A 20,115-nucleotide genomic window follows, 5' to 3' on the forward strand; every position below is an offset into this window, starting at 1 on the left:
GTCGATTTTCCGTTCCCGGCAGCATTAAAATGGAGGCGCTAACTCATGTTTTTTGTTGCGCATTGCCCTCGTCTTCACTAGAGAAAGACTATCATTGGCCTGGATGTGCCCCGGCCACGTAAGCGTTAACGTCACTCAACGCGTATGATCGAACGGCTTTGCGGCTTCGATCTGCGCGACTGTGTCCTGCGGATCGTTTCCCGAAGCCCCGGAAGGACATGATGGATAACCAGCAATCCACGAACCAGCAACTCCCCGCGCCCACCGTCGAACGGATCCGCCATGAGTTGCGCCGCCGCTCGCTCACGGTTGAAAGCATCAGCGATATTACGCCCGGCATGCGACGGATCGTGCTGAAAGGCGACGGTCTGGCCGACTTCACCAGCCTAGCACCGGACGACCATATCAAGGTCATTGTGCCCGGCGTCGATGGTGCGGAAGAGCGTCGCGACTACACTCCACGCCGCTTCGACAATGCAGCCCGCAGCCTGACCATCGACTTCGCCTTGCATGAGGCCGGGCCGGTGACGCAATGGGCGATCGATGCCCGGCCCGGTACGCCGCTCGAAATCGGCGGGCCGCGCGGTTCGGCAGTGGTCTCCGGCGGCGTGAAGAGATGGCTTCTGATCGGCGATGAGACGGCACTCCCCGCCATCGGCCGGCGCATTGAAGAGAGCTCGGCGAATACGATCATCACTGCGATAGCCGCCATCGCCGACCACAATGAAGAGCAATCTTTCGAGACTGCTGCGACCCTCGAGACGCGCTGGGTCTATCGTCCTTTATCTGATACGACGAATGCCGAGCCGCTCATTGCTGCTTTGGCGGGGATCGATATCATCGCTCAGACATTCGTCTGGGTCGCAGCCGAGGCATCAGTGGTACGGGCAATTCGTGCCTATCTCGTCGAGGAGCGTAACTATCCGCTGAGCTGGATCAAGGCATCAGGTTACTGGGTCAAGGGTAAGGCGGATACGACCGAAAAGTTTGAATAACCCGAGATATGGCTGAGGCTTTCAATACATCCTTCCAGATCGCTCCCGCCAATCGGCCGGAGCGATCTAACAATGCTTATCCACATGGGCTGCTCGCCATTTCATCTGTTCCGAGCCACGTCGTGGAACCTCCCTCAAATCCCAGTGTTTCTCCGAAAAGGAGATGTGTCACGGGTGCCAGCGGCACCAACGCCAGAGCGCGCACCAGCGACACTGCGATGGGAGGATGCGATGGCCAGAGACAGAGAAGAAGCAATTCGTCAACGCGCCTATGAAATCTGGGAGCAGGAGGGACGCCCGGAAGGGGCCGCACTCAGACACTGGCTGCAGGCGTCCGACGAACTCAGCGAGGACGATGAGCATGAGACGATGCAGGAGCTGATCGACGAAGATGATCGCGATGATGCCGCTCTTCTGCAAGGCGCCGGCGAAAGCGGCGATATTCATACGCGCCGCCGGAGGGTTTCCGGAGCAACCCCGCACATATCGAGTCGCGCATAAGTAGATTACTTCTCTGACCGTTCAAGCAGAATACGAGCTTCCTCGAAACGACGCTTTCGGTCACCATCATCTTCATTTGGCGAATAACAGGTGTTCGACACGCAGAAGCGGGTGAGGTGATGTGGTTTGTCGACCTTGTCGAATTCGCATTCGAAAGTGTCCGTCATATCGCCAGGCGCAGTCCCGGCTCGTGTCGAATAGGTCATCCGAACGCCCGGGGGCTTGAGCTCCGGAAAGGACTGCACGGTGCCGATTGCAAGCTGATCGCTCATGAAGAAGCCTTTGGCGACTGATTGACATGTCGCTTCGAGATTCGGCGACTGTGCGAAAGCTGCAGCTGGAAACCAGATAATGCCGAATAATACTAAATATTTACGCAAGAGCGTTGCCTCCTGATGCCGTTCAGAATGAGGTAGAGCCGATCCGGCAAAAGCAAATAGGGCCTCAGGCAGCTCCGGAAAAATCTTCCGACAATAGGCTCAGCAATTCGTTGCGATCCCGCACGCCGAATTCGAACCAATCGACGAGCGCTTTTGCCTTTGTCATTCCGAGGTCACTGTCACGGCGACAGTGCGCGGCTAGGCACCATTCCCGGTGGATGCCATCGAGAAAGTTCATCGCTTCCGACGTCAGAGCTTCCTTTGGCCAAACCGTTCGCGTCATCATGCGCTCCCTGTGCGGCCCCACATTAAATGACCTATGGTTGAGTGCAATGGCGAGAATGCAACACCGAGGGATTAGTTGTCGTCGGTCGATACGTCGTTACGCGGCAAAAAGGCGGCAGATGTCTACCTGCCGCCAGTATTGTCGTTGGTGGTGCAAGGCAATCAGCCTTCCAACCACTTCACCTGTTCGGGCGTCAGCTGGATATCCAGCGCCGAAAGGCTGTCTTCCAGTTCGGCGATCGTACGCGGCCCGATCAGCGGGATGACAGGGAAGGGCTGGGCGATGACATAGGCAAGCGCGATGTGGATCGGATGCCGACCGAGCTGCTTTGCAAGCTCGATCGCTCGGTCACGCCGCTCGAAGTTGCGATCGGAATACCAGCAGCGTACGATCTCCTCGTCGTCACGCTTGTCGCGGCCGGCCCGGTCTGTGAAGAAACCGCGGCCCTGGCTCGACCAGGCGAAGTTCGGGATTTGCTTCTCGTTCAGCCATTTCTTCCAGTCATCATCAGAGGCGGCAACGCAGCCGGCCCAGATGGGATCCAGCATCTCGGCGAGTGAGAAGTTGTTGGAAAGCGCGCCGGGCGCTGACTTGCCATTCTTCTTCGCATAGGCAATCGCCTCGTCGAAACGCTCGCGCGTCCAATTCGAGCCACCGAAGATGCCGCGGATGCGGCCGCGTTTGACCTCCGCATCCATGGCATCGACGAATTCGCCGACCGGCACATCGGTATTGTCGCGATGCATGAAGTAGATATCGACATAGTCGGTCTTCAGGCGGTTGAGCGACTGATCGAGCTGCTTGCCGATAACATCGGGATAGCAGAGCGGCGAATGGGCGCCCTTGCCGATCAGAACGATCTCTTCGCGCGGCACTTTGCGGCTCGTGTGCCAGTCGCCGAATATGCTCTCCGTCTTGCCGCCGCCATAGACGAAGGCGGTGTCGAAGACATTGCCGCCCGCTTCGTAGAAGGTATCGAGGGTCAGGGAGGCGGACGCGAAATTCGGGAAGAATTCGAAGCCGAGGGTGACGACCGAAGCTGGCTTGGAAATCCCGGGGATCTGGCGCTGCGGAATGGAATTGCCGCGCCGGACAGTCCCGCCTGCGATGTTCAGCGTGCGTTTGGCGGCTTTCTCGACACCATATTCGAGGCCAACCGAAGCGCGCCACTGGTCGAGCACTTTAAGGTTGTTGATCGAATCCGCCCAGCTCATCCCGGGCGCGCGGAACTCCTTCTCGCCGGCGCGGATCGCGTCACCCGCCGCATCCGCCTCGAAGGAGTAGAGCCAGCGATCCTCCTTGACCTCGACGGTCTGCTGCTCGTTATTCTTGAAGATCTCGATCTTGCCAACGCCGCCCTTATGGCCGGACGCGAACCAGAAATCCTTGACTTCGATACGGCCCTGCGAACCGATGATGCGCAAGACATTGTCCTGCTGCGCCATGATCGAGCACGAGACTTCGGCGATGATCTCGTTCGGGAATTTCAGTACGGCTGACGCCCATTCATCGACACCGGACTGGCCGAGATGCGCGACGCCAGCGACATTTTCCGGCTCCAGGAAAGGCTTTCCGGCGGCCGCGCCGGCAAGCAGGCGGGCCATGGAGACCGGATAACCGCCGACATCCAGAATACCGCCGCCGGCGGTGTCATTGGCGAACAGGCGGTGTTCCGGTTTGTATGTGCCCATGCTGAAGCCGAACGAGGAGCGGATGATGCGGATTTCATCGATCGTGCCGCTCTTGATAAGCTCGATCAGCTTTTCGGTCTGCGGATGCACGCGATACATGAAGGCTTCGCCGGCAAAGACACCAGCCTTTTTGGCCTCGTAGTAGATTGCCTCCGCGTCATAGGCGGAAAGCGCAATCGGCTTTTCGACCAGCACATGCTTGCCGGCGCGGATCGCCTTGATGGCCCATTCGGCGTGACCGGTGTGGGGCGTGGCGATATAGATCGCATCGACATCCGTGTCGGTCAGAAGCGCTTCATAGCCGTTGACAATACGCGCGCCCGGAAAACCGTCTGCGAGTCCCGGCCTGTCGGGGTTGCGCGTGGCAATTGCGACGAGCTTGCCGGTGCGTGAATGCGCGACGCCATCTGCAAAGGTGCGGGCGATGGTGCCGGGGCCGATGATGCCCCAGCGGATTGGATTATCTGAAGTCATGACTGTCCTCTTTCGTCTTTCGGTCTTGGGATGGTTAGCGGAGCCGCTTGCCTGCGGCATCGAACAGGAAGAGGCGGGCGGCGGGCAGAGAGACTGCCAGTGTCTCGGTCTTGCCGAGGCTGCGGGATTCTGGACGCTCGATGATGAGCTGCTCACCGCCGAAATTGGCGTAGATGTAACTGGTATTGCCAAGATGCTCGGCAACATCGACGGCAACCGTCATATCCGCCGCGCCTTGACCCGCCTCGTCGAAATGCTCGGGCCGGATTCCCAGCGTAATCTCCGTGCCTGGCCTTATGGACCGGTCGGCGAGCGGAACCTCCAGCCGAACTGTCTTGTCGCCGGCAAGTATGATTGATGCCTTGCCTGCCTGCACACCGGCCACCTCGGCCTTGAGGAAATTCATTTTCGGCGAACCGACGAAGCCGGCGACGAACTGGTTGGCCGGATCGTCGTAAAGGTCGAGCGGCGCGCCGATCTGCTCGATATTGCCGGCCCGCAGAACAACGATCTTGTCGGCGAGAGTCATCGCCTCCGTCTGGTCGTGGGTGACATAGATCATTGTCGTGCCGAGCTGCTTGTGCAGTCGGGAGATCTCGACGCGCATCTGCACGCGCAATTCGGCGTCGAGGTTCGAGAGCGGCTCGTCGAACAGGAAAACCTGCGGTTCGCGTACGATCGCGCGACCAATTGCGACGCGCTGGCGCTGGCCGCCGGACAGCTGTTTCGGCCGCCGTTTCATCAGTTCGGTGATCTGCAGGATCTCGGCGACATGGCGCACGCGCCGCTCGGTATCGGCCCTTGGATTGCCGTTCATCCGCAGGCCGAAGCTCAAGTTCTCCTCGACAGTCAGATGCGGATAGAGTGCGTAGGACTGAAAGACCATGGCGATGCCGCGATCAGCCGGCTCGACATCGTTGACGACGCGCCCGGCAATCTTCAACTCGCCGCCGGTGATATCTTCAAGCCCCGCAATCATGCGCAGGAGGGTAGACTTGCCGCAGCCGGAGGGGCCGACGAAGACGACGAACTCGCCATCTTTCACTTCCAGGTTGGCACCGTGGATGATTTCGAACGCGCCATAGCGTTTGACGATATTGTTGAGTGAAAGCTCTGCCATGGGCTCCCCGATTATTTGATTGCGCCGGCCGCAATGCCGGCGATGAAGTGACGTTGCAGAAGCACGAAGACCACGAGGATCGGTGCCGTCAAAAGCACGGCACCGGCCATGATGCCGCCCCAGGAAACCTTGGTGAGGCCGATCAGGACGCCGAGCGCCACCGGAGCCGTCATCATGCCTGGCTTCGAATTGATGAGCAGCGGCCAGAGGTAATTGTTCCAGGAGGCGAGGAAGAGGATGATCGCCAGAGCCGCCATGGTCGGTCGGGCGAGCGGCAACGCTATGCGTAAAAAGATCTGCCGTTCCTTGACGCCCTCGACGCGGGCCGCATCGAAAAGATCGTTCGGCATCATCGAGAAAGACTGCCGCATGAACAGCACCCCGAGCGAATTGAAGAGCGGCGGCACAATGAGCGCAACCCAGGTGTTGGCGAGCTTGAATTCGCGTGCCACCATGATGAATTGCGGAATGACGACGACGAAATAGGGCAAGGTGATGGTGCCGAGGATGATGGCGATGACAAGCGACCGACCGACGAAACGGTAGCGAGCGAGTGCCCAGCCGGCCATAGACGTCAGGAACACAGACAGGATGGTATAGATCGTGGCGACGACGATCGAGATCACCATCGCGCCGATGAAGTTCGTGTCCGCCTGGAGGTTCTGGAAGTTCGCGACGAAGTTGGTCGAGGGCCAGAGCACGATCTGCGGGCTGAAAATGCCGTAATCGGGCATAGTCGAGAAGACGAACATCATCCAGAGCGGAAAGAGCCAGATGATCGCGAGCGGCAGCAGGAAGGCATGCAGGGCGATCTGACGGATGAGAAGGGATTGCGACTTGGATCTCATTTCGGTTCCCTCCCGACCCAAAGGTTGAGCAGCGAGATCGCGACTGCGAGCGCCGCCATCGTGTAGGCGATCGCCGAGGCATAACCGAAGTTCAGCGACGTAAAGCCCTGACGATAGAGCAGAAGACCAAGTGTCTCCGTGCCGCCACCCGGTCCACCGCGGTTGGTAATCAGGAAGGGCTCGGCAAAGAGCTGCATCGTGCCGATGACGGAGAGAACCACGCAAAAGAGGATGATAGGCTTCAGGAGCGGCAGGGTGATGTGGAAGAACTGCTGCAGCTTGCTGACGCGGTCGAGCGTTGCCGCCTCATAGACGTCCTCAGGGATCGATTGTAGGCCGGCCAGGATGATGATCGCGTTGTAACCCGCCCATCGCCAGGTGACCGCGATGATAATGACGACCATGGCCGCGTTGGCATTGTCGAACCAGGAGACGGGTGCAAGACCGACCGCGCCGATCAGCTTGTTGATGATGCCGAAATCGAGATTGAACATCAGCCGGAAGACGGCCGCATAAGCGACTTCACCAACGACGACAGGCGCGAAGAAAGCGAAGCGGAACAGGGCACGCGCTTTGAGAAGCGGTGAATTCAAGAGAACCGCCATGACGGTCGCAAGCGCGATCATGACCGGTACCTGGATGACCAGGATGAGGAGCGTGTTATAGAGCGCGTTGTAAAAAGCCGGATCGGCAAACAGGCGCCCCCAATTGGCCTGAAGGCTGAATTTCCACGGATTGATGCGCGTGTTCTGGAACGAGATCAGAAATGAATTGATGATCGGCCAGACCCAGAAGGCGGCAAAGACCAGAAGATAGGGCGCAAGGAACGCATAGGCGCTCCGGTTCCTGATCGGCATGTATCCTCCTTACTCAAACGAACGTGCCAACCGCCTCCCTCGGCAGGCGAGGCCGGGCGCTTGGCGCCCGGCTTGCCATTCATTGTGCGATCGGAAGACCGGTTGCCGAGGCAATCTGTTTGGCGGCATCGTCCAGAGCCGTTTTCGCATCGGGATAACCACCGGCGAGGAATTTCGTCTGCGTCGTCTTGAAGATGGCATCAGCATCAGTCTGGAAGGCCGTGCCGCGGCTTGGCACGATCTTCGGCAGAGTGGCGAGGATGTCGGCCCAGATCTTCTGGTTGGCCCAATAGGGCTGCGGCTCATTGACGAAGGGATCCTGAACGGCAGAAAGCAGTGACGGCACGAGGCCGAACGACTTCAGCATGGTGACCTGGCCCTCATTGGTAGTAAGCGCATAGGTCAGATATTTGAAGGCTGCTTCCTTGTTCTGCGAGTTGGCATTGATGGCGAGCGAAGAACCGCCGAGATTGGCCGCATGCGGGCTGTCTGCGCTCATACCGGGCATGGCGTAGACACCCCACTTGCCGGAGAGATCGGGCGAGCCGGACCGGATCGTGCCCTCGTACCAGCCGCCGTAGACCTGGCTTGCCACCTTGCCGGCAGTATTGGAGGAGATCTTCTCATCCCAGTTTGCCGCTGTCAGCGTGCCGGCATCCTTCATCGCCTTCACTTTTTCCAGTGTCTGGACGCAAGCTGGCTGGTTAATGGTGATCGACTGGCCATCGGTCGAGAAATAGCCGCAGCCCTGTTCGTTGGCGAGCATGCGGAACCATTCGCTATCGCCGTTGAAATCGGCCTGCCCCATCACGACGCCCGGATTGGCGGCCGAAACCTTCTTGCCGGCGGCAATGAAATCATCCCAGGTCACGATCGACTTCGGATCGACACCTGCCTTTTCATAATAGTCACGGCGATAGAAGACGGCGACAGGACCGGAGTCCCAAGGCATGGCGTAAGCGACATCGCCGACCTCAAGCTCAGTGCGCTTGAACTCGGGGAACTTCGCCTGCATGTCGCTGTTGTAGCCGAGTTCCTTCAGATTGGCGAAGCAATCCGGGAAGCGACTCCAGAAAATTTCCGCTTCGAAGTTCTCGATGGTGACGATATCGGGAAGGCCGTCGCCACCAGCGGCGCAGGCGGCAAGCGTCTTGTCGAAGACCTGTTGATTGCCGAGATCCTGGACATCGACCTTGATGTCGGGAAACTGCTTGTTGAAGCGTTCGATCGTCGATTTAAGAGCCGAAGCGGCGACGTTCCAGCTCCAGATGGTAAGCGTAGCGGACTGCGCATAAGCAGACCCGGATGCAAGCAGCACGAGCGCTGTTGTTGCCATGATGAGTTTAGAGCGCATGAAAATCCTCCCTTTTCAATTGCCGTCGCTGAGCGAACGTGACTAATCTAGCGCGGCGGGAATGGCTGTCTCATAAAAAGGGAATATGGAATTGGCGGAAAGTAAGGTCGTCGGCAAACCTGTTTACCAGCCTGGTGCGAGCACCATTGAGGGCATGCCGATGGCGCTTCAGATGTTTTATGCCCATCCGCCTGTCATGGCGATGCCGCACTGGCACGCCCAGGTCGAGGTCAATTATATCATGCGCGGCAGCGTCCATTACCGGATGAACGGCCATGATATTGCGCTTAGAGCCGGTCAGATGTGCCTCTTCTGGGGCGGGCAGCCGCATCAGATGGATGAGTCCTCGGATGATTCCCTCTATGCCGGTGCGCATCTGCCGCTCGTCTATTTTTTTAGGATGCGCCTGCCCCCGACGATAGGCACGCGTCTGATGAAGGGAGAGATACTGCTGACATCGGCAACCGATGCGGCGGACGAGGCGAATTTCCCTCGCTGGTATGACTATGCGAAATCCAACGATCCGAGGAAGACGCAGCATGCCGTTGATGAATTGCTTCTGCGCATCGAGCGGATTGCTTTGGAATCATATCTCCTGGTTCCCGGTACCCGCGCCGAAGAGCTTGAGCAGTCCAATTCGCAGCTTTCCCGCAGCGTCGCGCGCATGTGCGATTTCATTGCCAGCAATTTCCTGCAGGACATCGATACGGTCGAAATCGCCCGCGCCGTCGATCTTCATCCCAAGTACGCCATGAACCTTTTCAAGAAGACGACGGGCATGACGATCAGCAAATACATCAATCTGCTGCGGCTTTCACACGCCCAGGCGCAACTGATGGGCGAGGGCTCGAACGTGCTGCAGATCGCGATGGACAGCGGCTTCGGCTCGATCAGCGCCTTCAACAAATCCTTCCGCAGCATTGCCGGTATGTCGCCATCCGATTTCCGACGGGATATGCGCTCTGTGATCGGCAGTATCACCGCTCTCGGTTGAGGCGTGTAATTTGCAGTCGCAAGCAAGGATGGAGCAACCCCCTTACACTCGTGCGCGACGCGAAATCTGGCAAGGCTGTCCAATGGAAAAGAGATGCCTTATAAAGAGCGTATTGAAGATGAGGTCTTTCTGCGGCGGAACAAGACCCTTGCTTGAGCTCTAGCAATGTCATCGGTTGTCGGAAGGGACTTCAAATGACTGCTACCCAGGATGCCTTTCGTGTGCGCATCACCGGCGGAGTGCAAGGCGTTGGCTATCGCGCCTGGACCCGCGGACAGGCGCTCCAGCTCGGCTTGGCGGGTTGGGTAAGGAATGAAGCCGACGGTTCGGTCAGCGCTTTGATCATCGGATCCCAAGGCGCCACCGGCTCAATGCTGGAGCGTTTCTGGAGCGGCCCTGCCGGCTCTTCCGTGTCGGACGTGAAAGCGGAGGAGGCAAATCTCGACGAGGTTCCGAACGACTTCCGCATCGTCCGATAGAGATCAGGAGAACCTGTGTTCTTTACCTGCAAGCGGCGAGGCGAATTGTATTTCTCCAACTGTCACCGACCGGTCGCCGTCCGTACGCACGACAAGCGTCTGCAGGTCTGGCACATCGAGATAAACCACCGTATCGGCGCCAAGCCGCTCAATGTGGCGGACTTTGCCCTGCCATTTTCCTTCGGTGGATGAAAGGACGATGTGCTCGGGTCGGATGCCATAGGTCTTGCAGCCTTCCTTCGCAGCAATCTCACCCTCAAACAGATTCATCTTCGGCGAGCCGATAAAGCCTGCAACGAAGGGGCTTGCGGGATTGTTATAGAGCGCCATCGGCGTTCCGATCTGCTCGATCTGACCGCCGTTCAGAACGACGATCCTGTCCGCCATCGTCATAGCTTCGACCTGATCGTGGGTGACGTAGATCATGGTGGCACCAAGCTTGGCATGAAGCTCCGTCAGCTCGATCCGCATTTGCGAGCGCAGCGATGCATCAAGGTTCGACAGCGGTTCGTCGAAAAGGAACACCTTGGGATTGCGGATGATCGCGCGGCCGATCGCGACGCGCTGGCGCTGGCCACCCGAGAGTGCCTTCGGCTTGCGATCGAGCAGATGAGAGAGCTGTAAGATCTCGGCGGTCTGCTTCACCCTTTCGGTGATTTCTGCCTTGGGTCGTCGGGCAAGCGACAGGCCGAAGCCGATGTTTTCTGCGACGGTCAAATGCGGATAAAGCGCGTAGGACTGGAAGACCATGGCGATACCGCGCTCGGATGGTTCAGCATCGGTGACATCCTTGCCGTCGATGAAGACCTGCCCTGACGTCGTCGTCTCCAGTCCGGAGATGATGCGCAGAAGGGTCGATTTTCCGCAACCGGACGGACCGACGAAGACACAGAATTCACCGGCATCGACGGTAAGATCGACACCCTTCATCACCTCCAGGCTGCCGAAGCTCTTGCGGACACTTTCGAGAACAACTGATGTCATGGCTTATCCCTTGACTGCACCGGCGGTCATGCCTGCAACGATCTGCCGGTTGAAGAAGATGAAGACGATCAGGGGCGGAATGGTCACCAGAAGTATGTTCATGAAGAGCAGATTGAACTGGGTCTGGAATTGTCCCTGAAAATTATAGAGCGTTAGCTGCACGGTGACGTTTTCCCGGCCCGGCAGATAGTAGAGCGGGTTGGTGAAATCGTTGAAGATGGCGATCGACTGGACGACGATGACCGTCACGGTGACCGGCTTCAGAAGCGGCAGGATGACCCGAAAGAAGATCTGGAATGGCTTTGCTCCATCGATGATAGCAGCCTCGTCGAGATCCCGCGGGATGGTCGCAATGAAACTGCGAAACAACAGAACGGTGAAGCCGAGGCCATAAGCGACCTGGATCAGCACCATGCCCGACAACGTCTTGAAGAGGGCGAGCATTTGCAGCACCCAGATGGTCGGCACCACGGCCGGCGGGATCATCAGGCCGGCAAGCACGCAGCCATAGATGACCGTATTCCAACGTGACGGGCGGCGCTGCAGCACATAGCCCACCATGGCGCCGAACAGCACCAGCAGCGTAACGGCAGCGACTGTGATGACGGTCGAATTGAAATAGGCGAGCAGCAGCATATAGTTGCGGGTCTGCACGACCTCCATGAAATTCTGCCAGAGCTGCCACTCGACCGGCCAGCTGAACTTCAGTGTTGCAGCGTCCTGTTTCGTCTTGGCGGCGGTGATGAAGATGAACAGGAAGGGCATGACGAAGATCACGCCGCAGGCGGCTAAAGCCGCAATCCCGGTATAGAGCTGGCGGCGGCTCATAGGTCCACCTCCTTGCGGTTGAACCAGGCCGTCAGCGGCAGGATGATGAGGCCGATGAGCAGGAAGAGGATCACATTGCCGGCGGTCGACAGGCCGTAAAAGCCTGCCTGGTATTGCTTGTAGATGACGCTCGCGAGCACATCCGACGAAAAGCCGGGACCGCCGCGAGTCATTGCCCAGACGAGGTCGAAACTTCTGAGCCCGCCGATCAGCGAGAGCGTCACGACGGTAACGGTCGCGGGTCTGACCAGCGGAACCGTGACGCGAAAGAACATCTGGCGGCGGGTCGCGCCATCGATGCGGGCGGCCTCATAATAGTCCGGGCTGATCGAGGCGAGACCGGCAATATAGATCACGGTTGCAAGTCCGATGCCCTTCCAGAGGTCGACGAAGACAATGGAATAGAGTGCAAGAGCCGGGTCGGTCAGCCAGCCGGGGCCGTGGATACCAATGGCGGCGAGCACGACGTTGATCAGCCCGCGGGTCGGATGCATGAGCACCGAGAAGGTGATACCGACGCCAATCGTCGAGACGAGCACGGGAAAGAAGATCACGGTTCGAAGCAGGCCTTGCCCCCAGAGGCCGGAGGTCAGCAATACGGCGAGCAGCAGACCGAGCACGGTTTTGGTGCCCGAGGTCAGGACGGCATAAATGATCGTATTGATCAGGCCCTGGATCAGAAAGGGCTCACGGAAGAACTGTCGATAGTTTTCCAGGCCGATGAACTGCGTGCTGAACAAATCCCAGCGCGTTAGGCTGAACCAGAAGGATGCGATCGTCGGGGCCAGAAAGAGGACGGTGAACACCACCGCCGCCGGCAGCACGAACCAGTAGGGATAGGGGGACTTGCGTCTTGTCATACGGACACCTTGAGGCGTCCCCCATCCAGGCCGATGAGCCTGGATGGGGGATCGGCTGGGAGGTTACCAGTTCGGCAGGCCAAGCTGCTTGGCTTGCTTCTCGACATCCTGGTCGTAGAGGGCAGCGGCGTCCTTGGCAGAGCGGATGCCAGTCCCGACCTCGACTGTAATCTGCTCGAGCGCCGGTCCCTTGACGGGCGAGAGGAATTCGAGCGCCGGACCATTGCGTCCCGCCGTCTCGAAATAGGGAAACATATCGGAAACGGCCGGTGGAATATCCTTCGGCAGTTCGCAGCCCTTGACGAGATAGGGACCGGAGGGCACGGCCTTCGCCATTAGGTCGCAGGCTTCCTTGGAGCCGACGAAATCGAGAAATTTTTTGGCTTCCTCGACATTTGCGGACTTTGCGGAAACGTAGAGTGCCGAGGGCATCCAGACCGTCAGGCCGTTCTTGCCGGCGTCGGTTCCTGGCTGGGCGAAGAAGCCGAGATCCTTGAGATTGTCAGGGAAATTCTGTTGGACGTTGCCGATGCCGAAGGTGAGGTTCGGATAGTGCGCTGCTTCGCCGGTGGCGACCATGCGCATGCCGTCGTCAAAGGTCGCGGCGCCAAAGTCTGCATTGAGGTAACCGCCCTTCGCCACCTCCTCCAGATGTTCGAAGCCCCGCAGTGCGGCCGGCGTATTGGCATATTTGACCTTGTTGGCCGTGTAGTCGTCCGCGAACGTCGGAACCTCCGACTGCACGTTGTAGAAATCGGCCAGGACGAAGAGCTGCGAGGTCCAGGTCGTCCCATAGGTCTGTGCCACAGCGACCTTGCCGGCGGCCTTGATTTTCTCGTTGTTGCTCATGAACTCCGCCCAGGTCTTTGGGGGCGTGAGGCCGAGATCAGCGTAGATCTTTCTGTTATAGAAGATGCCGCCGCCCATGGCCGGACCGAAGGGAATGCCGCGGACATGGCCATCGGGGCTGGTGACGACCTTCTTGAACGTGTCGAGAATACCCGCCTCCGAGGGAAGGTCGGTAAGGTCTGCTATCGTTTCCTGCGGCTTCAACGCCTGGAAGAGCGAGCCGCTATTGTATTGAAAGACATCGGCCATCTCGCCGGTTGCGAGCCGGGTCTTGATGATGTTGTCGCCCTCCGAGCCGCCGGCGCGCTGCTCGACGTCAAAGGTGACATCAGGATGCTTTTCCATATAGGCCTTGGAAACGGCATCGAACGAGGCAATGGATTCCGGATTGGTGTCAATCAGCACGCTGAGGGTCACATCCGCATGTGCCACTCCAGCGGCAAGAGCCATGATGCTGGCTGCAAGGATGCTGCACTTCGTCATTCGCATAGTCATTTCCTCCTCTTGAAGACCGGAATGCGCTGGCTGGCCTGCCGCAGATCAGTGATCCGCGGGAAACCGCATCAGATGGAAAATGTAACTTTATGCTCCCCCGCGCCGAGATTGATCTCCTGACCTTGCTCGACCGTTTCCCCATTCGCTTTCAGTGCCTTACGGATGCCTCTGCCCTGCAGGCGTGCAGTAACGCCCTGCGGCAGCACCAGACGGCACGTGACGGAACCCTCCTCCAGGGTCCATCCGGCCTCGATGCGGCCAAAGCGCGTGTCATGCCAGGCGGAAACCGGCGAGAGAGCGGGCAGGATTGCAGGATCGAAGACGATCTCCTCGAAGCCAGGCTTGTCTTCCTGCGGTTTGATCCCGGCCACGTCTTCGAAAAGCCACTGGCAGACGGCGCCATAGGCGTAGTGATTGTAGCTGTTCATGTCCGGATCGTAGATCGTGCCGTCTTCGGCAAGTGCATCCCATCGCTCCCAGATCGATGTCGCGCCGCGCTCGACCTGATAGAGCCAACCAGGAACCTTGCGGTTGAGGAACATCTTTTCAGCAAGGTCCAGCATGCCAAGCCGGGTCAACGCCGGCAAAAGGGCAGGGGTGCCGATGAAGCCAGTACCGATGACGCCGTCGGTTTCTTCTGCCACCCTGCGGAAATAGCTGCGAGCGGCCGCCTCATATTCCGGCGGAACGAGACCGTGGAGAAACGCCAGAGACCAGGAGGTCTGGTCGTTGTGGGCAATGCGGCCGGAGGGCGCAAAGAACTCGTGCTTGAACGCCGACTTGATCTCATCAGCGCGCCTTTCGAGCCGTGTCGCTTCGACCGTCTCGCCAAGAATACGGGCGATCTTCGCCGTCAGCTGCGCGGAGATGAAGTGGTAGAGGGTCGCGGCGCAATCGTCTGCCACCGTCGGACGCGGCTTCCGGTTGTCGCCGACCGGCTGAAGCCAGTCGCCGAAAGTGAAGCCCTGCGCGCCCCAGACGGCAGGTGGGCGGATGATCGGGCCATTCGAGATGCCCCAGAGATAATCGAGCCAGCGCAGCATGGCTGGGAAACATTCCTCCAATACGGCGGTGTCGCCATAGTGCAGGTAGAGCTGCCAGGGGATGATGACGATCGCATCGCCCCAGCCGGTCGAGCCCGCCCAGTCGCCGCGACCATTGATCGGGTGCAAGCGCGTCGGATCGGGGGAAAAATGCGAGACTGCGCCATCGGCACGCTGGTCGTGGATTACATCGCGAAGATATTTTCTGAGGAAGGACTGGCTGTCTGCAAGCCAACAGGCTGTTCCGGCAAAGACTTGGGCATCACCGGTCCAGCCGAGGCGCTCATCGCGCTGCGGGCAATCGGTCGGCACTTCGATGAAGTTGGAACGCTGCGACCAGATGGTGTTGTCGACCAGCTTGTTGACAGCGGCAACGCCTGAGGTAAAGCCGCCGGCAGCGACAGGCACCGAAGTCACCGGCACCATGGTGACGGCCAGCAGTTCAGCCTGCCCGGTTACGCTGACGCGCGCATAGCGGAAGCCCATGAAGGTGAAGAGAGGCGCGTATTCTTCCTCGCCGTGTCCGGAGAGCGTGTAGACCAGTTCGGCGCGTGCGCTGCGGTAATTGCGGTTGTCGAAGAAGCGATCTGCGCCGAGCACTTCGGAATGCTCGACGCGCACCTGCGCACCGGCTGCACCCTTGAGGCGCAGGCGGATATAGGCGCCGGCGTTCTGGCCGAAATCATAGAGAATCCGGCCATCGGCTTCCGTCCAGCTATCGATGGGCGGGAGGCCATCCATTTCCTTGACCGCACCGGTCTCGTGCGGAATGAGCAAAGCCTTGTCGAAGGCAATGACGTCGACGCCGTGGCTATCTTGCGGATGGATACGAGCATCGTAATCCTCGCCATAGTAGATGCCATTGCGGGTGACTGGCGTGTAGCCACTCTTCCAGCTGCCATCCGTCTTCAGCAGACGCTCGCCGCCGGCCTGCAATTCCGCAATTACCGCTACCCGGTCGCCCCAGCAATTGATGATCGGATTGGAAGCCCACATAAGCTGGCTGCGATACCAGCCGTCACCCAGCCAGATCTCGATCCGATTGCCACCGGGCTGCAGGAGCTTTGCAACCTCATAGGTTTGATAGGCAATCCGGTCGTCGTAGCAGGTCCAACCTGGTGTCAGGAGGTCTCCGCCCACACGATTTCCGTTGATGAAGGCGCGATAGAGGCCGAGCGCCGAAATGCGCAGCGTTGCCTCCGCGGGGACGGCATCAAGCGCGAATTCGCGCGATACAAACGTGCCGGCCGTTGCCTGGCCGCCGTCGCAGGACGGGCCGATCATCGATGCAGTAAATTGGAAAGCAGAACCGGCAAACCCGTCTTCCCCGGCGATGCCGTGGGCCGAAACTGTCTTCATCTGGAACCTCCCTCCACCACCAATTCCTCCGGTGGCTGCTCCGTGTGTATCGTTCTATGTATATCATTCTACACTATCGATTGCCGCGCAAGAGCTTTTGTGCCTATAATTTCTCGACACTTGAGAGTGAGGCAATTTGGAATGAAAAATCAGGCCGTTAACGCGACGAGGGACAGGGTCACGATCCGCGATGTGGCGCAGGATGCCGGCGTCTCCGTCGCAGCGGTATCGAAAGTCTTGCGCAATGCCTACGGCGTCAGCGAAATCCTGCGAACGAAGGTCGAGACCTCGATCGAGAAGCTGAATTACCGGCCTTCGGTCGCAGCGCGCGCCATGCGCGGCCGCACGCAAACCGTCGGCGTCTTGGTGATCGAATTGTCGAACCCGTTCCTGGCGGGCGTCATTGAGGAGGCGAATGCTACCTTGGCGGAAAGCAGCTTCAAGGCGCTGATTGGTATCGGCCGCTCCACAAGTCCGATTGAAGCGTCGATGATCGAATCGATGATCGATAACCGTATGGATGGCGTGCTGATCATCGCGCCGCGCATTTCGGGCAAGGTGCTGGAGCGCTATGCCCGTCAGATTCCGATCGTCGTGATTGCCCATCACGAGCCGCATGCCCAGACTTATGACACGGTCAATTCCGATGACCGCAGGGGCGCCCAACTGGCGGTCGAATCAGCATTACGGTCCGGCTATAGGGATATTGCGATGCTCGGCTATGATCTTGCCGATTCGCCGCCGACCATCGTCGCGCTTCAGCGCGAGAAGGGCTATCTGGACGGCGTGAAGGCCGCAGGGCTGGAGGCTCGGATCATCCGCTTGCCATTGGTCGGTGCTGACCGCCGCGCTGCGATCAATGATTTCCTGGCCTTAAAAGATCGTCCGCGTGCGGTTTTCGTCTGGTCCGATCTCGATGCGGTGCCGCTCATCAATGCCGCCCGCATGAGCGGCATACGGGTTCCGGAGGATCTTGCGATTATCGGCTACGACAATTCGCCGATGGCAGCCATCCCACTTGTCGGTCTCACCAGTGTGGACCAGAACGCTGCGGAACTCGGCAGAACCGCTGCCGAGATGCTGCTCGGTCGCATCGATGGCCGAGAGGAGGCCCGGCATCTGCTGGTCGAGCCGCATGTCGAAATGCGCGGAAGCACGTGAGGGGGGAGGCGGACTTCCGGAAGCCACGGATTATGCCGCGGCAAAGAAGGCCCGCAGCACGTCTTTGCGTTTTATGATATCGGCAACGCTATACCGATCGAAGACGCCGATAAAAGCGGCCGTCGCCTCTTGCAGAATGGGCGGCATGCCGCAGCCGCCCCTGATGGAGCAGGAAGAGCACTCAAGAATATCGTCCAGGCTTTCGGTATGTCGGAGCAGATCGCCGAGATTGATGGAGGCCGCGGGACGGCCGAGCCGGATTCCGCCATTTCTACCCCTGATCGATTCCACGAAGCCGGCTCTCGCCAGATCCTGAACCACCTTCATCAGATGGTTCTGGGAGATCTCATAGGCTTCTGCGACCTCCTTGATCGAACAGATTTCTGCCTCCTGTGATCCGAGGTAAATCATCGTGCGGATCGCATAGTCGGTGTACAGTGTGAGCTTCATCGCACCTGCGTCAAAACGCCCGAAAGAAAATGATGCATTGCAATAGCATCTTTTATTGGCTCCGTATACATGCATTCTAGATGCATGATTACGGAGCGATACGATGCATGCGGCCAAGTTGAAAGAGAGCCAGATCCTCCCGGTGCTGGAGCGATTTTACGAGAAAGTTCGTCGCGATCCGATGCTTGGCCCGGTTTTCGCTGTGGTCGCGGATTGGCCGGAACATTTGCAGCGGCTGACCGAGTTCTGGTCCTCGCTGATGCTCACATCAGGAAAATACAAAGGCAATCCCGTCGCGATGCATTTGATCCATGCGGACAAGATAGAGTCCGTAATGTTCGAGCGTTGGCTTTCGATCTGGCGCCAGACCACCGATGAGATGCTGCCGTTTCCGGTCGCGCAGGAGATGCAAATCAAGGCTGGGCGGATTGCCTCGCGGCTGAACCTGGCCCTGACGGGAGAGATGCTCGAGTTTCGGATCGAAAGGTCTGCGTCGCTGGCGCTGAAGCCATACAAGACGACAAGGATCTTCGACGAAGTGACCGTGCCAGCCGCACTTCTCCAAAGCCATCGGGTCAAGGCCGGCGCCTGGGCACTCATTCGCGTCCTCGCTGGCAGCATGCGTCTGGTGACGGGGCAGACGGTAAGCCCTTTAAGCCCCGATTGCATCGGCCGAATCCTCCCCGAAGTCGAACATCACCTGCAGCTAGACGGCCCCGTTCAATTTCAGGTCGAATTTTTCGATCGCGACCCTCTCCTCATTGATAGCATTGAAAGGAAAGAACATGCCTAAACCACTTTCGCCGCGCACGATTGAACTGGTGAAGCAGAGCGCTCCAGCGGTTGCCGCCCATGCGAGCGAGATCACGAAAACGATGTATGGGCGGCTGTTCAGAGATGAGCATATCAAGGCGCTTTTCAATCAGGCCAATCACGGCGAGAACGGCTCCCAGGTACACGCGTTGGCGACAGCAATCGTCGGTTACGCGCAGAATATCGACAATCTCGCGCCTCTCGTGCCGGTCATTGAAAGGATTGCGCACAAGCACATCGGTTTTCATATCCTGCCAGAACATTACCCTTACGTCGCCAAATCATTGTTGGCGGCAATCCGCGAGGTATTGGGCGAGGCGGCATCCGAAGAACTGATCAATGCTTGGGGCGAAGCCTACTGGTTCCTTGCCGACACCCTAATCGAAAGGGAGGAGCAGATACGCGCCGAGCTCGAAAGGCGGGCGGGCGGCTGGAACGGCTGGCGCGAATTCAGGGTCGCCGAGAAGGTCAAGGAAAGCGATGTCGTTACATCCTTTGTCCTGCGTCCGGTCGACGGACAGGCGGTGGCACTGCATCGTGCCGGCCAGTATCTGACTTTCGATTTCAGCCTTCCTGACGGCGCCAAGATGAAGCGGAACTATTCCATCTCATCCGGCCCGAACCAGGACTTCTACCGCATTTCGGTCAAGCGGGAGGAAAACGGCAAGGGCGCCTCGCGCTATCTGCATGACCACGTCGAGGTCGGCACGATTTTGAAGGCCACGCCGCCTGCCGGCGATTTCTATCTTCCAGACGAGCCGACCAGTGAAATGATTCTCTTGTCCGGCGGTGTGGGCCTCACACCGATGGTCAGCATGCTGGAAGCGATCGCTGCAGATTATCCTGAAGTCGAGGCCCATTTCGTCCACGGAGCGCTCAACAGCTCGACGCATGCGATGGACAGGCATGTCCGCTCCCTTGCCCAACGCCATGGGCGAGTCTCGGTCAGCACTTTCTATAGCGAACCATCTGCCAATGATGCCGCCGGCTATTCCCATGACGAGGATGGGTTCATTACAGCGAAATGGCTGGAAGCGAACACATCGATCGAAACAGCAAATTTCTATATTTGCGGCCCAAGGCCATTCCTGCGGTCCATCGTCGGTGATCTGCTATCCCTCGGTGTTTCGCGCGATCGTATCCACTACGAATTCTTCGGCCCGGCCGACGAATTGCTGGTGGCCTAGGGGCGTCGGATCAGCAGGTTAAACTCCGGCATATCTGGAGAGTCGCGACCAGGCGAAGTCGACTTCCGGCTTCGCCTGGTCGATCTCGTTATATCGGCCGCCTTGAC

20 protein-coding genes are annotated in these 20,115 nt (G+C 58.8%); 7 read left to right on the plus strand and 13 right to left on the minus strand.

Translation table 11 applies throughout. From position 1 onward, the window contains the following. Positions 1-221 precede the first annotated feature (221 nt). A complete protein-coding gene (locus tag EV281_RS27940; RefSeq protein ID WP_132657836.1) occupies positions 222-995 on the plus strand; it encodes a siderophore-interacting protein in 774 nt (257 codons plus the stop codon). Positions 996-1,226: 231 nt separating this feature from the next. Continuing rightward, positions 1,227-1,496, plus strand: a complete 270-nt coding sequence (locus tag EV281_RS27945) for a DUF2934 domain-containing protein (RefSeq protein ID WP_132657773.1) — start codon at positions 1,227-1,229, stop codon at positions 1,494-1,496. Between the two features lie 5 nt (positions 1,497-1,501). Here EV281_RS27945 and EV281_RS27950 read toward each other — a convergent pair whose 3' ends face one another. From EV281_RS27950 to EV281_RS27980, 7 genes are all read right to left on the minus strand, one after another. Beyond that, positions 1,502-1,876, minus strand: coding sequence for a hypothetical protein (locus EV281_RS27950; protein ID WP_132657775.1), 375 nt, complete (start codon positions 1,874-1,876; stop codon positions 1,502-1,504). A gap of 64 nt (positions 1,877-1,940) precedes the next feature. Then, the gene (locus EV281_RS27955; protein ID WP_245508384.1) at positions 1,941-2,162 is read right to left on the minus strand and encodes a hypothetical protein; all 222 of its coding nucleotides are present in this window, start codon (positions 2,160-2,162) and stop codon (positions 1,941-1,943) included. 161 nt (positions 2,163-2,323) lie between these two features. Next, entirely contained in the window at positions 2,324-4,327 is a 2,004-nt protein-coding gene (locus EV281_RS27960; RefSeq protein WP_132657776.1) for an aldo/keto reductase, read from the minus strand. A 34-nt stretch (positions 4,328-4,361) separates the two neighbouring features. Beyond that, positions 4,362-5,447, minus strand: a complete 1,086-nt coding sequence (gene ugpC, locus EV281_RS27965; RefSeq protein WP_132657778.1) for a sn-glycerol-3-phosphate ABC transporter ATP-binding protein UgpC — start codon at positions 5,445-5,447, stop codon at positions 4,362-4,364. Between the two features lie 11 nt (positions 5,448-5,458). Then, a complete protein-coding gene (locus EV281_RS27970) occupies positions 5,459-6,295 on the minus strand; it encodes a carbohydrate ABC transporter permease (RefSeq protein ID WP_132657779.1) in 837 nt (278 codons plus the stop codon). Then, on the minus strand, positions 6,292-7,152 hold the full coding sequence (locus tag EV281_RS27975) for a sugar ABC transporter permease (RefSeq protein WP_132657781.1): 861 nt from the start codon (positions 7,150-7,152) through the stop codon (positions 6,292-6,294). Before EV281_RS27975 ends, EV281_RS27970 begins: the two co-directional genes overlap by 4 nt. Positions 7,153-7,231: 79 nt before the next feature. Next, the gene (locus tag EV281_RS27980) at positions 7,232-8,506 is read right to left on the minus strand and encodes an ABC transporter substrate-binding protein (RefSeq protein WP_132657783.1); all 1,275 of its coding nucleotides are present in this window, start codon (positions 8,504-8,506) and stop codon (positions 7,232-7,234) included. Positions 8,507-8,591: 85 nt separating this feature from the next. Here EV281_RS27980 and EV281_RS27985 point away from each other — a divergent pair, with 85 nt between their 5' ends. Together EV281_RS27985 and EV281_RS27990 are read left to right on the plus strand one after the other, a co-directional pair. After that, positions 8,592-9,500: a helix-turn-helix domain-containing protein gene (locus EV281_RS27985; protein WP_132657785.1), complete on the plus strand. Its 909-nt coding sequence runs from the start codon at positions 8,592-8,594 to the stop codon at positions 9,498-9,500. 194 nt (positions 9,501-9,694) lie between these two features. Beyond that, positions 9,695-9,979: an acylphosphatase gene (locus EV281_RS27990; protein WP_132657787.1), complete on the plus strand. Its 285-nt coding sequence runs from the start codon at positions 9,695-9,697 to the stop codon at positions 9,977-9,979. A 3-nt stretch (positions 9,980-9,982) separates the two neighbouring features. Here the strand turns inward: EV281_RS27990 and EV281_RS27995 are convergent, their stop codons facing one another. The 5 genes from EV281_RS27995 to EV281_RS28015 all read right to left on the minus strand — a co-directional run bounded on the left by EV281_RS27995 (position 9,983) and on the right by EV281_RS28015 (position 16,397). After that, positions 9,983-10,963: an ATP-binding cassette domain-containing protein gene (locus tag EV281_RS27995; RefSeq protein WP_132657789.1), complete on the minus strand. Its 981-nt coding sequence runs from the start codon at positions 10,961-10,963 to the stop codon at positions 9,983-9,985. Positions 10,964-10,966: 3 nt separating this feature from the next. After that, complete coding sequence (locus EV281_RS28000; RefSeq protein WP_132657790.1) at positions 10,967-11,791, minus strand: carbohydrate ABC transporter permease; 825 nt, start codon at positions 11,789-11,791, stop codon at positions 10,967-10,969. After that, positions 11,788-12,651, minus strand: coding sequence for a sugar ABC transporter permease (locus EV281_RS28005; RefSeq protein ID WP_132657792.1), 864 nt, complete (start codon positions 12,649-12,651; stop codon positions 11,788-11,790). The genes EV281_RS28000 and EV281_RS28005 overlap by 4 nt, the downstream gene beginning before the upstream one ends. 63 nt (positions 12,652-12,714) lie before the next feature. Then, positions 12,715-13,989 carry an extracellular solute-binding protein gene (locus tag EV281_RS28010; RefSeq protein ID WP_132657793.1) on the minus strand — a complete coding sequence of 425 codons (1,275 nt, stop codon included), beginning with the start codon at positions 13,987-13,989 and terminating at the stop codon, positions 12,715-12,717. A 74-nt stretch (positions 13,990-14,063) separates the two neighbouring features. Beyond that, entirely contained in the window at positions 14,064-16,397 is a 2,334-nt protein-coding gene (locus EV281_RS28015) for an alpha-L-rhamnosidase (protein WP_132657795.1), read from the minus strand. 141 nt (positions 16,398-16,538) lie between these two features. On the opposite strand from EV281_RS28015, the gene EV281_RS28020 reads away from it, so the two are divergent. Beyond that, positions 16,539-17,558, plus strand: coding sequence for a LacI family DNA-binding transcriptional regulator (locus EV281_RS28020; protein ID WP_132657797.1), 1,020 nt, complete (start codon positions 16,539-16,541; stop codon positions 17,556-17,558). Positions 17,559-17,588: 30 nt separating this feature from the next. On the opposite strand, the gene EV281_RS28025 is transcribed toward EV281_RS28020, so the two are convergent. After that, on the minus strand, positions 17,589-18,008 hold the full coding sequence (locus tag EV281_RS28025; RefSeq protein WP_132657799.1) for an Rrf2 family transcriptional regulator: 420 nt from the start codon (positions 18,006-18,008) through the stop codon (positions 17,589-17,591). Between the two features lie 103 nt (positions 18,009-18,111). On the opposite strand from EV281_RS28025, the gene EV281_RS31315 reads away from it, so the two are divergent. Next, positions 18,112-18,801: a DUF1971 domain-containing protein gene (locus tag EV281_RS31315; RefSeq protein WP_165911975.1), complete on the plus strand. Its 690-nt coding sequence runs from the start codon at positions 18,112-18,114 to the stop codon at positions 18,799-18,801. Beyond that, entirely contained in the window at positions 18,794-20,008 is a 1,215-nt protein-coding gene (gene hmpA, locus EV281_RS28035; RefSeq protein WP_132657801.1) for an NO-inducible flavohemoprotein, read from the plus strand. The genes EV281_RS31315 and hmpA overlap by 8 nt, the downstream gene beginning before the upstream one ends. The last annotated feature ends 107 nt before the right edge of the window (positions 20,009-20,115 follow it).

It is taken from the genome of Rhizobium sp. BK418 (assembly GCF_004341105.1).
In the GTDB taxonomy this organism is placed as follows: Bacteria; Pseudomonadota; Alphaproteobacteria; order Rhizobiales; family Rhizobiaceae; genus Rhizobium.